At 35.2% G+C, this 13,627-nt stretch carries 11 protein-coding genes; 5 read left to right on the forward strand and 6 right to left on the reverse strand.

Annotation, left to right across the window (positions count from 1 at the left end):
• Nucleotides 1-38: 38 nt before the first annotated feature.
• The 3 genes from M4I44_RS02590 to M4I44_RS02600 form a co-directional block, all read right to left on the reverse strand.
• Nucleotides 39-2,210, reverse strand: coding sequence for a TonB-dependent receptor domain-containing protein (locus M4I44_RS02590; protein WP_249966432.1), 2,172 nt, complete (start codon nucleotides 2,208-2,210; stop codon nucleotides 39-41).
• Between the two features lie 103 nt (nucleotides 2,211-2,313).
• On the reverse strand, nucleotides 2,314-3,387 hold the full coding sequence (locus tag M4I44_RS02595) for an AraC family transcriptional regulator (RefSeq protein WP_249966433.1): 1,074 nt from the start codon (nucleotides 3,385-3,387) through the stop codon (nucleotides 2,314-2,316).
• Between the two features lie 81 nt (nucleotides 3,388-3,468).
• Nucleotides 3,469-3,801 carry a helix-turn-helix transcriptional regulator gene (locus tag M4I44_RS02600; RefSeq protein ID WP_017496198.1) on the reverse strand — a complete coding sequence of 111 codons (333 nt, stop codon included), beginning with the start codon at nucleotides 3,799-3,801 and terminating at the stop codon, nucleotides 3,469-3,471.
• A gap of 380 nt (nucleotides 3,802-4,181) precedes the next feature.
• Here M4I44_RS02600 and M4I44_RS02605 point away from each other — a divergent pair, with 380 nt between their 5' ends.
• The 5 genes from M4I44_RS02605 to M4I44_RS02625 all read left to right on the forward strand — a co-directional run bounded on the left by M4I44_RS02605 (nucleotide 4,182) and on the right by M4I44_RS02625 (nucleotide 10,097).
• A complete protein-coding gene (locus M4I44_RS02605; protein ID WP_249966434.1) occupies nucleotides 4,182-4,406 on the forward strand; it encodes a DUF5808 domain-containing protein in 225 nt (74 codons plus the stop codon).
• A 50-nt stretch (nucleotides 4,407-4,456) separates the two neighbouring features.
• Nucleotides 4,457-4,627, forward strand: coding sequence for a hypothetical protein (locus M4I44_RS02610; RefSeq protein ID WP_017496200.1), 171 nt, complete (start codon nucleotides 4,457-4,459; stop codon nucleotides 4,625-4,627).
• Between the two features lie 89 nt (nucleotides 4,628-4,716).
• Nucleotides 4,717-8,148, forward strand: a complete 3,432-nt coding sequence (locus M4I44_RS02615) for a hypothetical protein (RefSeq protein WP_249966435.1) — start codon at nucleotides 4,717-4,719, stop codon at nucleotides 8,146-8,148.
• 63 nt (nucleotides 8,149-8,211) lie between these two features.
• On the forward strand, nucleotides 8,212-8,781 hold the full coding sequence (locus tag M4I44_RS02620) for a hypothetical protein (RefSeq protein ID WP_249966436.1): 570 nt from the start codon (nucleotides 8,212-8,214) through the stop codon (nucleotides 8,779-8,781).
• A 239-nt stretch (nucleotides 8,782-9,020) separates the two neighbouring features.
• Nucleotides 9,021-10,097 (forward strand): glycosyltransferase, encoded by a 1,077-nt coding sequence (locus M4I44_RS02625; protein WP_017496203.1) that lies wholly within the window; start codon nucleotides 9,021-9,023, stop codon nucleotides 10,095-10,097.
• Here M4I44_RS02625 and M4I44_RS02630 read toward each other — a convergent pair.
• From M4I44_RS02630 to M4I44_RS02640, 3 genes are all read right to left on the reverse strand, one after another.
• On the reverse strand, nucleotides 10,094-11,398 hold the full coding sequence (locus tag M4I44_RS02630; RefSeq protein WP_017496204.1) for a porin: 1,305 nt from the start codon (nucleotides 11,396-11,398) through the stop codon (nucleotides 10,094-10,096). The genes M4I44_RS02625 and M4I44_RS02630 overlap by 4 nt on opposite strands.
• Nucleotides 11,399-11,572: 174 nt before the next feature.
• Nucleotides 11,573-12,652, reverse strand: a complete 1,080-nt coding sequence (locus M4I44_RS02635; protein ID WP_017496205.1) for a cell wall metabolism sensor histidine kinase WalK — start codon at nucleotides 12,650-12,652, stop codon at nucleotides 11,573-11,575.
• A gap of 238 nt (nucleotides 12,653-12,890) precedes the next feature.
• Nucleotides 12,891-13,574, reverse strand: coding sequence for a response regulator transcription factor (locus M4I44_RS02640; protein ID WP_017496206.1), 684 nt, complete (start codon nucleotides 13,572-13,574; stop codon nucleotides 12,891-12,893).
• Between the last annotated feature and the right edge of the window lie 53 nt (nucleotides 13,575-13,627).

A 13,627-nucleotide genomic window follows, 5' to 3' on the forward strand; every position in this document is an offset into this window, starting at 1 on the left:
GATTATTCCTCTTGATTAAGTAAAGCTTTTACTTTTAATCATCTTGCTCTGTTATTCTCTACTTCTTCTGTTTTCAATTTCCTGAACGTCTGTTTCTTTGAGTTTCCAAAAGTATAGGTCGCAACCAGTCTGAAATAGTTTGTTGTATAGGTCCTGTGATAATAGATTTCGGTTTGTCCAACATTATAATTTCCGGAAGTTCTAAATTTGTGAAGGATGTCATTGGCTGTAAAATTTAATTTCAGAGCATCATCAAAAAAGTTTCTTTCAATTCCAATAGTTACTGTCGACCGATCATCATCATGACCCAATCCGTAACTTCTGTCTCCCAAATACCAGGCAAGCAGCTGAATTTTGAAAAGATTCGGGATTGTAATCGTATTGTTCGAATACAAATACAACTGCGGTTTAACAGCCCCAAATTCATACGAATATTTATGATCAACCGCTTTGCTATAACTGACACTTACCGTATTTACAGAACTCCAAATTTTATTCTTGAACGATCTTGAAAGAGAAGCAAAAAAAGTATTTTCTCTATCAAAATTTATCGATCTTAAGATATAACTGCTTGGATTATCTCCTCGCAAAGCGGCTCCGGATATAGGATCTATTTTATGTGTATATCCTATTTTAAAATCGAATTTTCTGTAGAATGCGCTAATTTCAAAAGCATGAACTTTTTCCGGCAACAAATCAGGATTTCCTTCTATGGTCGTAAAAGGATCCTGGTAAATAACAAATGGATTTAAAGACTGATACCGCGGTCTTGTTATTCTGGAGACATAGGAAACATGTGCTTTTAATTCATCCGAAACCTTCATATTCAACAGAACGTTTGGAAAAAGATTCGCATAACTTTTTTTAAATTCCTGATTTCCGTTCGCATTGGTACGCAAATCGTAATTGGTCCATTCACCACGGGCGCCAAGCGAATAACTAAACTTTTCACTTAATGATGACAGGTAACTAAAATAAGCTGCACCAATTTTTTCATCGTATTTAAAATCACTCGAGAGCCCGGTGTCCACTTCAAAATCGCCTTCTTTTACTTTCGATACCAAAAAATTCGTTTCAGAATTAATCGCAGCGTGGCTAAATTTAGTTCCCATTTCTAATGTTGTATCTTCATCGATCTTTTTAGCATAATCTGTCTGAATGCTTGTAATATTTGTAGTGTTTTCTACATTGTTCTTCAAGTATTTTTCAGTCAGAAAGCTATCGACCAGGCCATTTTCATCAATGAAATCCTTAACATTTCCATTATAATTAGAATATTGGGTGCCTACAAATAATGACGAACCCAGATCATCCGTTACCACATTATAATTTAAATTAATGAACTGATTTAACAACACATCATTTTTAGAAATGTTAGTACTGTAAAGGCTACTGCCAATGTTATTTGTTATTGCATTTCGACTTTTTACCGCTCCCCCAAGATCTGCAACATTACTGCTATACCCCAACGTAATGTACTGTTTGTCCGAGAAGCTATATTGTAATCCAAATCCAAAATTGGAATAATTGTTAAATTGTCTTTGCCAATCTGTAGTCAGTTTTGATTGCATATACTCGTCGGTATTGGATCTTGTTCTTGTGGTATATAACAATTCCCTTCCTTTTCCTAATTGCAAACCATAATTGGTTATAAAAGAGAATTTGCCTTTTGTATAATTAAAATCAAGCAGTGTATTGGTACTGGTTCCGGCAAACTTTGAAACGGTAATTTGCTGACTTGCTGTCCCCATCATTCCGCTTTCAATATTCTTTTTGGTAATAATATTGATCACTGCTTTTCCTTCGGCATCATATTTTGAGGAAGGATTGGAAACAACTTCAATCTTCAAAATTTGCGAAACCGGAATTGCAGCAAATCTCTCGTAGTTAATCAGAATTCCATTGAGATAAATAATTGCTTCTCCTTTACCCAGCACACTAATTTGTCCATCAGCCACAATAACATTTGGAGCTCTTCCTAATAATTCAATAACAGAACTACTGGTGGAAAGTAATGTATTTGCTACTTGAACCTCAACACTTCCGTTTGCTCCATGTTTTATCAATGACGGCTGGCTTTTTATGACCACTTCCTTTAACTCATCACTCTGATCTAAAACCTTATCTTGATTTGTTGGTTTAGATTGTGCTTTTGAGCTTATAGAACAGAAAAATAAAAAACAGGAATAAAGAGTAACAACAGATCTCATCGTTTGTGGTAATTAAAATTTGACTTTTATTTGGAACAAAAGTCAGCAGTAAATCACGTTATGAGATCTTCAAAATAGAAATCAGGAGTACAATTTTATAAATTCACACCTGGTTTGAGTTTCTAAAATCTGTACTTTGATAATAAGAAGGTGTTTTTCCGGTATACTTTTTAAATGTCGCAAAAAATGTCGATTTGGAATTAAAACCAACATCGTAACCAATAGCTTCTAAAGTAAGCTTATCATTTGAAATTATAATTTCGCGGGCCTCTCTAATTCTGAATTCATTTACAAAACTGGTAAACTTCTTACCTAAATTATTATTTAAAAACTGTGATAATTGATGGCTTGTAATATTGACCTCTTTAGCTAAGTCTTGCAGTGAAAGATTTGGATTTTTATACAATGCTTTTTCATTCATTACACTTTCTAACTTCTGAGATAAAACTCCTGCCTCTTCAGTATCTATTTTTTTTACCGCACCTTTTGTGCCATTTAACAGAAATAAATCATCAGTCCTCTTTCGATACAAAAGGATTGATACCACTAAGTATAGAATAAAAGAAAAAACAACTGCACCGCTGATATAAATTGCGGCCGGCGCTCCAATTAAAGCAAGAAAATAAAAAACGAAAAGTAAAAGGATACCTAAAAAGAGCATTCCAAACCACATTTCAGATGGAGACGTTTTCTCTTTTCTGCTAAAGATTTTTTTCAGAATTGCTTTAATGGTAAACCCTGAAGCGACAATATAAATAAACCATTGCAGATAAATAATTCTGATAAAACGAAAACTCCAAAGTTCCGGATAATATTCATAAGGAAAAATAACACCAACTAAAACACTAAGGATCCCCCAAAATAGAAGCGTGAGTTTCCAGGATTTTGGCATTACATTTATTTCGTCTACAGCTGATTTTAGAAAAAAGTACAAACAAGGACCTATGAAAAAGCAAGCTGTTAGCCCAATCTGCAAATACATTTTGGGTAAAGTTGGATTAAAATAAACAAATACTGATTTTGCGATTCGTATACTTAAAGCGAACAAAAGACCTCCTAAAAAATAGTTTGTAAGAAATCTTTTTTTAGTAAAAAAGAAGAAATAGATGCTTAAGATAATTCCGTTAAAAGCTCCTAATGCACTAAAAAAGAATAAAAGTTCTTTACTGGAATCCATTGTTTAAGGTTGTTACATTCCGTGCAAAGCTAAAAAAAAATACTATTTTAACTACTTTTCTTCTCTTTCTTAAAATAAAAACTACACCTTCTTCAAATCGCGAATGGTTTGTTTCAACTCTTTTATACGTTCTTCATATTCCTCAATTATTTTACCCGATAAATGAGCGGTGGTAGTGGAGGAACCCTCTCCATTCAGATCCTGTTTTTTATGTTCGACTTTCAATAAATCCTCGGGAATTATCTCAAAAATTTCGCAGATTCTTAAAATATGATTCGCCCATGAACTGCTTTCACCACTTTCCATTCTGGCATATGCTGATTGTGAGATATGAAGAAAATCTGCCACTTCTTCCTGTGACATTCTCTTATTTTTCCGAAGTATTTTAAGCTTGTTTCCTACAATTACATTCATAATTTAGCAAATTTTTCCGTCCTAAACAATAGAGGACACTTTTACACATATATACTCACAAAAAACAAATTATTTTTAGAATAAAAAAACATATGCCAATTTCTTATTAAAAATACCCGATAATCACATAATAGAGAACCTTACAAAATGCTAAATTAGCGCCACCGAAAAACAAATAAATAATTTCTTGTGCTCAACCACGCACAGGAATTTGATTAACACCAAAAAACACTAAACCCAAAAAACCATGACCCGACCAGTCTTATTTCTCTGCCTTTTGATCATTATTATAGCATTAGGATATCGCTTTAGTAGAAAAAACAGTTAAATCATTTTATCAAAATCCCCCTCCTCTGATAAAAACTTAACCCTCTAAAATAATGGATTTCAATACTAAACCTACAAAAGAAACCCAAAACAACTGGAACCGCGATCCAAACAATTGGATTTGGGATTTTTTTTATTACAATCCTCTGGATAAAAGATTGTTCCCTCCAAAAAAAATTAAACAACTTGGGTGGACCATAAATTTTGCAACCCCAAATTCAATATGCACCGCCATAGCAATAATCGCTGTACTACTAATTTTCACAAGAAACTCTTAGTACCTGAGCTCAAAACAGCTGATTATTATTTTTAAATCACCCTTAAAAACATGAAACTTTTTATACTCAAATACAGCATTGCTGTTATAAGCTGTCTTTATCTGGCCTACTTCTTTTACAATTCAGAACGTGCCGGCAGCATGATCAAAACGGGAACCGCTCTTGTTTTAGCACTTTCTATTTTTATGACGATGTGCTGTCAGATCAGAAGCGGGAGATAACGCTGATCAATCATAAGTTAGTCTGAATTACTGACTCTTTATTTCCCAATTATAAATACTACTTTTGATTTTTGAGAGTTAAAGTATTTATGTTGAAAAAATTACTGGTTCTTACTATTTTCATCTGGTTTTCCGGGCTTCAGGCACAGGAAACGGTATCATCGTACAAAACCAGGAAAATAATTGCCAGTCGGGATACTATTCATCTCGAAAAAGTAAGTATTAATTCGGGATTCTTTCAGCTTTTCAATACCAAAAGCGAACCTCTCGATTCTACCTTTTATAAAGTTGATTTTAAAAAAGGTACTTTGCTCCTCAATGAAAAACTTGTCACAACAGGTGATACTTTATTGGTCAATTATTTAAAGTACCCCGATTTTCTAACCCGAGAATATACCTTATACAAATCAAATCAGGTCGTATCCAACGACATTGGCACTGAAAAGCTGTATAAAATTGATAATGCTGTCACCAAAAAAGTCACTCCATTTGATGGTTTAAATACATCCGGAAGTATTACAAGAGGCGTAACTGTTGGAAACAACCAAAATACAGTTCTAAATTCCAATCTGGATTTGCAGATCACAGGAAAAATATCCGACAAAATTAGTTTACGGGCCTCCTTACAAGACAGCAATATCCCGCTTCAGGATGGCGGTTACTCTCAAAAACTGGATCAGTTTGATAATATCTTCATGGAACTTTTCACAGACGACTGGAACATCAGGGCCGGAGATGTTTTTTTAGAGAACAGAAAAACTCAGTTTTTAAATTTCAATAAAAAAGTTCAGGGGCTTTCGGCCAATTTTAATTTTGGTACAGACGAGAACAAAACCAACATTTTTGCTTCGGTGGCTTTTGTAAAAGGACAATATGCCAAAAGTACTTTTACAGGCCAGGAAGGAAATCAGGGACCATATAAATTAAAAGGACAAAATGGGGAGCTGTATGTTCTGGTAATTTCAGGCTCTGAGCGTGTTTATGTAAATGGTGTTTTACTGAAACGCGGAGAAAACAACGATTATGTGATCGACTATAATGCCGGTGAAATTACTTTCACTTCTCTTTTTACGATTACGTCCGAAATGCGAATTAATGTAGAGTACCAATATTCTGAACGAAATTACAACAGACTCGTGACCTATGCGGGCGGAACTCACGAAAGCAAAAACTGGAGTTTTGGCGGTTATCTCTATTCTGAAAACGACATGAAGAATCAGCCCTTGCAGCAGAATCTTTCAAAAGAGCAGGTTCAGATTTTAAGTCAGGCCGGAGATGATCCGAATTTAATGAAAGCCCCTTCGGCGTATGAAGACACCTATGCCGATACTAAAATACTTTACAAAAAAAAATTAGTCAATTCTGTCGAAATTTATGAATACTCAAAAGATGCGAGCACTGTTTTATACAACGTAAAATTTAGTCTTGTCGGAAACAATACGGGTAATTACATCATTCAGAACAACAATTCGGTAGAACGCATTTATGAATATGTAGCTCCTGTTAACGGAATTTTACAAGGAAATTACGAACCACTTGTAAATCTGATCGCACCTATAAAATTGCAGGTAGCGACCTTTTTAGGAAAATACAATCCGGACGAAAAGACCCTCGTTGACTTTGAGATTGCAGTAAGCAACAACGACAAAAACCTGTTCTCTAAAATAGATGATGCTAATAATGACGGTATCGCTATTAAAACCAACATCAAAAAACGTCTTTTTACACGAAGCTGGTCCTTGGATGCCTTTGCAAACTATCAATTCGTTCAGGAAGATTTTAGGTCTGTCGAGCGTTTGTACAATATCGAATTCAACCGCGACTGGAATTTAAACGAGATACTTTTGGGGAATCAAAACATGTTGATCACAGGACTAAATTTTGATTTATTTGCCAAAAAAGAGACCTCCAATATTGGATTGTTTACCTATCAATTTGAGAAGTTAGATTACTCCGAAAGTTATTCCGGATCGCGTCACACCTCAACAGCACTTTTTAAATTACAGCAATGGACGATCGAAAACAGGGGCAGCTTCCTGAATTCAGATGCTACAAATTCTACTTCAAAATTTATTCGGAATCAAACCCGAACTAAATATCATTTTGGTAAAAACTGGGTCGGCGCAAGTATGCAGCTTGAAGACAATCAGCAGAAGAATAAAATCACTAATCAGTTTTCGGCTTTAAGCCAAAGATTTTCAGAGTATGGTGCTTTTATTGGCCGTGGTGACAGCACTAAAGTTTTTGTTGAAATTGGTTATTTGCAACGTCGAAACGATAGTTTGCAAAACGGATTTTTACAGCATGTAAACAATTCTCAAACTTACTTTTTAAAATCAAAATTAATTCAGAATAAGAAAACGGATCTGGCCGTATATGCCAGCTATCGCAAATTGGATTTTACAGATGCTTCCCGAAAAAATGAACCTTCGTTAAACTCCAGAATACTTTATAACGATCGTTTTTTTAATCAACTATTGCAAATTGGAACCACCTATGAAACCAGTTCAGGAACGATTGCCCAACAGGAATTTACCTATATTGAAGTTCCGACGGGTCAGGGTGTTTATACCTGGAACGATTACAACGGAAACGGAATTCAGGAACTCGAAGAATTTGAAATTGCTGCCTTTCCCGATCAGGCTCGATACATCCGAATCTTTCTGCCGAATCGAGTCTACATCAAAACCAATCAAAATAGATTCTCCCAATCTGTGGCATTAAACCCATTACAGTGGCAAAACGAAACCGGTTTCAAAAAACTCCTGTCTTATTTTTACAATCAGACATCCTTTATTATGGATCGCAAAGTAAAAAGTCAGGGAGAGCGTCTGGAATTGAATCCGTTTAATTCTTCAGAAGAAAATATTCTGGGACTTAATTCGAGTTTCAGAAATAGTCTATACTACAACCGAGGCAAACAAAAACATTCCGTTACCTATACTTATTTGGTTAATAAAGGTAAAAACCTGCTTTCGATTGGATCGCAAAATGTTCAAAACAATTCACATCAATTGCAATACACCCATTTGTATCAAAAAAGCTGGCTGTTTAACTTCTTTACCAAAACGATTAAAACCGACCTGGTTTCTGAAGATTTTGTCGAAAAAAACTATGCTATCACGGGCTACCAAATGGCTCCCAAAGTGAGTTACTTGTTCTCAAAAAACACCAGTCTGGATTTCTTTTTTGAATTTCAGAATAAAGAGAATCAGATAGGAAATTTTGAAACTCTGGTTCAAAATCGATTGGGAACTTCTTTTTCATTTGCGGGAGAGAAAAAAATAACGGTAAACGGAGAATTTTCTTTTTACCAGAATAAATTCAGAGGAAATGAATTTTCATCAGTAGGATTTCAAATGCTGGAAGGACTACAGGCTGGACAAAACCTGGTGTGGAAGTTTCTTTTACAAAAAAACATCACACAGTTTTTAGATGTGAATTTAAATTATCAGGGACGAAAAAGTGAGACAGGCTCGGTGGTTCACACCGGAAATGTACAGCTCCGAGCTTATTTTTAACACTTTACGAAAATCATATTCATAAATTGTTTAATTTTAGTAGGAATTTAAACTTGTAACATTATGAAAAAATTATTAGTACTTTGTTTTGTAGTTCTTCTGTCTTCTAATTTCTATGGACAAGAGTCAATTACAAAAGCAGCGAAAAGCAAAACCGAAGCTGCTGCGAAAAAGAAAAAAGCAGAAGCCGACAAAGCAACAGCCGATGCTAAAAAAGAAACTGCAAAATCTAAAAAAGCCGCTAAAGATGCCAGCGATGCAGCAACAAAAGCCACAAAAGAATCTGCAAGTGCTGCTAAAAAAACCGCCGAAAAGCAGGCCACTAAAGCAAAAAGTGAAGCTGCCAAAGCAACAAAAACTGCTGACAAAGCGGCAAGTACAAAAGCCGCCGGTGTAAAAGCTGACGCTACAAAAACAGCAGCAAAAGCAACTGAAGCTTCAAAAGCAGCACAAAAAGATGCCACTGCTGCAAAAAAAACAGTTTCGAAAACAATAAAAGAAACGAATGAAAAAGCTCCAAAAGTAGCCGATAAAGTAACTGGCGAATACAATGGAAAAAAAGTATATACCGGACCAAAAGGCGGTAAATACTACATTAATAAAAATGGAAACAAAACCTATATTCAGGATTAAAGTTCCTTTTACCAATATCTGAAAGGGGTTACTTACAGTAACTCCTTTTTTTTGTTTATTGAGAAACCAAATATTCGTTAACATACAAGTAACTTTTCCTTCCAAACACTACTAATTCCAAAACCTAAACAACGAATTATATGGGCTGAAGACCCTTATAGAGTTAATAATTTAGTAATACGTATCAAATAACATAAAAAGCATATTTCTTTATCTTCGTTTTTAAAAAGTGTTACACTATGAGCATTGACTATTCTGCGAACAAAACAATTTTAGTTGCTCCATTAAACTGGGGATTAGGTCATGCGACAAGATGCATCCCTATTATAAAAGCGCTTCAGGAAAACAATTACATCCCGATAATTGCTTCTGACGGTGTTGCGTTAGCATTGTTACGAAAAGAGTTTCCATACATTCAAACCCTTGAATTACCATCTTATCATATCGAATACGCCAAGAATGCTAAAAACTTCAAATGGAAGCTGATTAAAAACCTGCCAAAAATGATTGTTGCCATCCTTGACGAAAAAAAAATCGTAAAAAGCTGGATCAAAAAACACGGAATAGACGGTATTATTTCGGATAACCGATTGGGGGTTTTCAGTAAAAAAGTTCCTTCCGTATTTATGACACATCAATTGAATGTCATGACCGGGAACACCACCTGGTTCACCAGTAAATGCCATCAGCATATCATAAAAAAATACACAGAGTGCTGGGTTCCGGACACCAATGACACGGTAAATCTAACCGGAGAATTGGGGCATCTTAAAACAGATGATCTAAAACTAAAGTATATTGGTCCATTAAGCAGAATGCGTAAAAAGGACACTCCAAAAGTATATGATCTGATGATTATCCTATCAGGACCTGAACCTCAGCGTACTTTTTTGGACGAAAAATTACAGAAAGAAGTTGTCAATTATAAAGGTAAAGTAGTGTTTGTTCAGGGTATTGTGGAAAAAATACAAACCAAATGGCAAGCCGGAAATGTTACGTATTATAATTTCATGAACTCTAAACAGCTGGAACAGACTTTTAACGAAAGTGAATTTGTCTTATGCCGCTCCGGTTACACGACCGTTATGGATTTGGCAAAATTAGGCAAGAAAGCCTTTTTTATTCCAACTCCGGGACAATACGAGCAGGAATATCTGGCCATAAAGCTTCAGAAGGAAAATTTAGTACCTTATGCAATGCAAGACGACTTTACGATTGAAGATCTTTCAAAAGTAAAGTCGTTTAAAGGTCTGACTCAATTTAACGATACGATAGACTGGGATACTTTGTTTACCGTTTTTGAGGATGAAAACTAGAAGTTAAACTGTGCCTGCAAACGCAATAAGTTTCCTTGCTGTCTGTTCACAGGAAGTGCACTGTCCTGGAAAGTTCTGTCGGCAATCACGTATTCCGCCGTAAGTTCAAAGGCTTTTAGAGGCTGCCATTCTATACCAAATTCATAATCTCTAACGACATAACTTCTGGCATCTTTCTCATATTTCTTCCCTCCGTCGTAATATTGAAATTTGGCGAAAGGATAAATAACTTGTTTTTTAATATCTAATTTGTAGTTCAGTAATACATAACCACCGTCCAGATCTGTTTCATCGACTGCGTTAGTTACTGAATTGTATCTTGGCCCTTTTCCTATATTGTACTCTGTCTGAATTCCAAAAGGTCTTGGATACAATACAAAAGTTGCTCCTACCCTTTGATCTTTTACGTGCTGCGAATTGTTCACTTTAACTCCTGATGAAATTTCACCTGAAAAAGCCCATTTTCCGGCATAAGCCTGAATTCCTGGTTCGATAATCTGACTTCCAATTACAAATGGGTACGTTACTCTTGCCACCACATTCAAATCTCTGTTCCCATCTAATCTATTCGCAATCTGCCCATTGTAAACTCCAAAAGCGAAAACACCATAATCACCTGATCCTTTATAACCGTCTTTTACCAACATTTCAAAACGCTCTCTAATTTTAGCCGGTGCCCAGTAAAAGAACATTCCTAAATCACGTTCGTTTAATATGGCACTGTTCAACGCATCGTTTCGATCTAAAGTTAAACGCTGTCCGCTTGACTGCATATTCTCGAAACCGTATGGTATTTTACTTTGCCCGACACGTAATCTGTACTCTCTCTTTTTATCAAAAGAAAGGTCAAAATATAAATCACGAACCTGAACAAAATTCTGAACTCCAGTAACCGGAGAACTCGCAAAATCAGGTTGAAAATAAAAAAATACATTTGGATGAACCTGACCGGAAAACACTAAACGTGCACGTCTGATAAATAAACCATTGTTTGCTTTTGCATCCGGGGCCGTAGAAGTTGTCCCCCATGATCTGTCGCACTGATCACATGATACTTTATCATTTGTAGAAAACAAACCGTTGTATCGTATCTGTGCATAACCTCTTAAAGAAATCTTATCGTACCAACGATCTTTATCCGTTTCATCATTATTCTTTTCGGATTCAGTATCCGGCAATTTTGCTTTGTTGATTGAATCAAGAAGACGTACTACTTCTTTTTTTACCTCTTCTTTACTTAAATCCTGCGCTTTTGATACACAGGTAATTAGCAACAGAATTGCTATTAGTCTTATTTTCATTCTTTTTGTTTTCTGATCCCTTAATTTTTCGAATGCAAAGATCCATCACCTATGTTAAGATATCATTAACAAGGTGTTACTATAACAAAAAGGAATTGTTTCGAAATGGTTACGTAAATTTCATTAGTGTTAAAACACTAGATTTCACGGCACTTCACTCCAACAAGCTTACAATTATTTAACTTCGGCTTTTACTGTTTTATTTGCTTTTTCAAGCGTAAAAGAGAACTCAGAACCAATTCCGAACTCACTTTCTACATATACTTTCTCTTTATGTGCTTCAATAATGTGCTTCACAATAGCCAATCCCAATCCGGAACCACCTTCTGAACGGGTTCCACTTTTATCGACTCTGTAAAAGCGTTCGAAAAGTCTCGGAATGTTTTGTTTTTCAACACCTTCACCATTATCACTAATACGGATCAGTACTTTTTTCTTGGTTAGGTTAACAACTCCCACCTCAGTCAAACCACCTTCTTTACCGTACTTAATAGAGTTCACGATCAGGTTTTCCAGAACTTGCTGAATTCTGTCTTTATCTCCGCGAATGATTACTGACTTAATGTTCTTACTTTCAAAAGCCAGTTTAATTTTCTTTTTGTCGGCTTTCATCTCCAATAAATCGAAAACGTTTTGAATCAGTTCTACAATATCAAAATCGCTCATGATTAAATCCAGATCTCCTGATTCTAATTTGGTGATCATGTCCAGATCTTCAACGATATAAATCAATCGCTCAACACCTTTCTCCGCTCGCTTTAAATATTTTTTTCGAATGTTCTTATCTTCCATAGCGCCATCCAGCAAAGTTGAAACATAACCCTGAACCGTAAACAAAGGTGTTTTCAGCTCATGCGAAACATTTCCAAGAAACTCACGTCGGTATTGCTCCCTGATTTCCAGCATTTCAATTTCCAGCTTTTTATCAGTGGCAAACTTTTTCACCTCGCGCGAAAGCGTTTCCATATCAGTAGTTATAGGCTGATTGATCAATGTTGTTGTCTCTAATAATGAAACCTCATCGTATATCTTCTTGACTCTTCTGTAAATAAAACGCTCCACACGGTATTGCAAGACCAGGAACGAAAACGCATAAATGGATATTATAAAGATTATGGCGAATGCAAATTGATACTTCAATTGGTTTTTATAAAACAAAGACATCAAAATCATCACAAATCCTGTTGCAAAAAGACTTATGTATAATGCTGACTTTACAGCAAATTTGTATGTTTTTTTAAAATTAATTTTCATTGAAATTATTGGATCATTAAGAGATTAAGAAAATTAAGTTTTGTTTTTGAGTTCTATTCTTTCGGGCAAAAGCAAAAAAGGAATAACTCAAAAACCATATAAGAAAATGAAGATTACATAAACTTCAATTCTTATATGGTTTAAATGTATTGAATATTTTAAAACAATTTGAATGAATTTAAATCCTGACTAAAGTTCTTAGTAACTTAACTTCTCAGAACCTCAGCACCTTAAAAATCTAAACTTCAAATTTATACCCCACTCCTTTTATGGTTTTAAAAAGATCTTCTCCAATTTTTTCGCGAAGTTTTCGAATATGAACATCAATCGTTCTTCCTCCTACTACCACTTCATTCCCCCAGACTTTATCGAGAATTTCGTCTCTTTTAAAAACTTTCCCCGGTTTTGAGGCTAACAGGTAAAACAATTCAAATTCTTTTCTTGGTAAGGCAATCTCAACGTTACCTTTAATGATCTTGTATTCTTCACGGTTAATCTCTATTCCGCCTACATTTAAGGTATCACTTACGACTTCTTGTTCTTTTAACCTTCTTAACAGCGCCTTTACTTTGGAGACCAATAATTTCGGTTTTATTGGCTTGGTAATATAATCATCTGCACCTGCATCAAAACCAGCTACTTGTGAATAATCTTCACTTCTTGCTGTAAGGAATGTTATGATAACATTATTTAATTCGGGAATTTTTCTAATGTGTTCGCAAGCTTCCATTCCATCCATTTCTGCCATCATTACATCCATAATAATCAATTCCGGCAATTCTTTCTGAGCCTTTGCAATTGCTTCTTTTCCGTTAGAGGCAGTTACAATCTGGTAGCCTTCCTGAGCAAGGTTATAGCCAACGATTTCTAAGATATCTGGTTCATCGTCAACTAGTAAAATCTTGGTTTGTGTTTTTTTCATAAATAGCAAAAATTGAGATTTTTACATCAAATTTTCTTTATTATACATTCGAT

This window comes from Flavobacterium sp. B183, assembly GCF_023539155.1.
Classification (GTDB): domain Bacteria; phylum Bacteroidota; class Bacteroidia; order Flavobacteriales; family Flavobacteriaceae; genus Flavobacterium; species Flavobacterium tructae.

Excerpts from the sequence above, each read along its gene's own strand:
- M4I44_RS02590 (WP_249966432.1), bottom strand. The coding sequence starts at position 2,210 with ATGAGATCTGTTGTTACTCTTTATTCCTGTTTTTTATTTTTCTGTTCT.
- M4I44_RS02595 (WP_249966433.1), bottom strand. The coding sequence starts at position 3,387 with ATGGATTCCAGTAAAGAACTTTTATTCTTTTTTAGTGCATTAGGAGCT.
- M4I44_RS02600 (WP_017496198.1), bottom strand. The coding sequence starts at position 3,801 with ATGAATGTAATTGTAGGAAACAAGCTTAAAATACTTCGGAAAAATAAG.
- M4I44_RS02605 (WP_249966434.1), top strand. The coding sequence starts at position 4,182 with ATGGATTTCAATACTAAACCTACAAAAGAAACCCAAAACAACTGGAAC.
- M4I44_RS02610 (WP_017496200.1), top strand. The coding sequence starts at position 4,457 with ATGAAACTTTTTATACTCAAATACAGCATTGCTGTTATAAGCTGTCTT.
- M4I44_RS02615 (WP_249966435.1), top strand. The coding sequence starts at position 4,717 with ATGTTGAAAAAATTACTGGTTCTTACTATTTTCATCTGGTTTTCCGGG.
- M4I44_RS02620 (WP_249966436.1), top strand. The coding sequence starts at position 8,212 with ATGAAAAAATTATTAGTACTTTGTTTTGTAGTTCTTCTGTCTTCTAAT.
- M4I44_RS02625 (WP_017496203.1), top strand. The coding sequence starts at position 9,021 with ATGAGCATTGACTATTCTGCGAACAAAACAATTTTAGTTGCTCCATTA.
- M4I44_RS02630 (WP_017496204.1), bottom strand. The coding sequence starts at position 11,398 with ATGAAAATAAGACTAATAGCAATTCTGTTGCTAATTACCTGTGTATCA.
- M4I44_RS02635 (WP_017496205.1), bottom strand. The coding sequence starts at position 12,652 with ATGAAAATTAATTTTAAAAAAACATACAAATTTGCTGTAAAGTCAGCA.
- M4I44_RS02640 (WP_017496206.1), bottom strand. The coding sequence starts at position 13,574 with ATGAAAAAAACACAAACCAAGATTTTACTAGTTGACGATGAACCAGAT.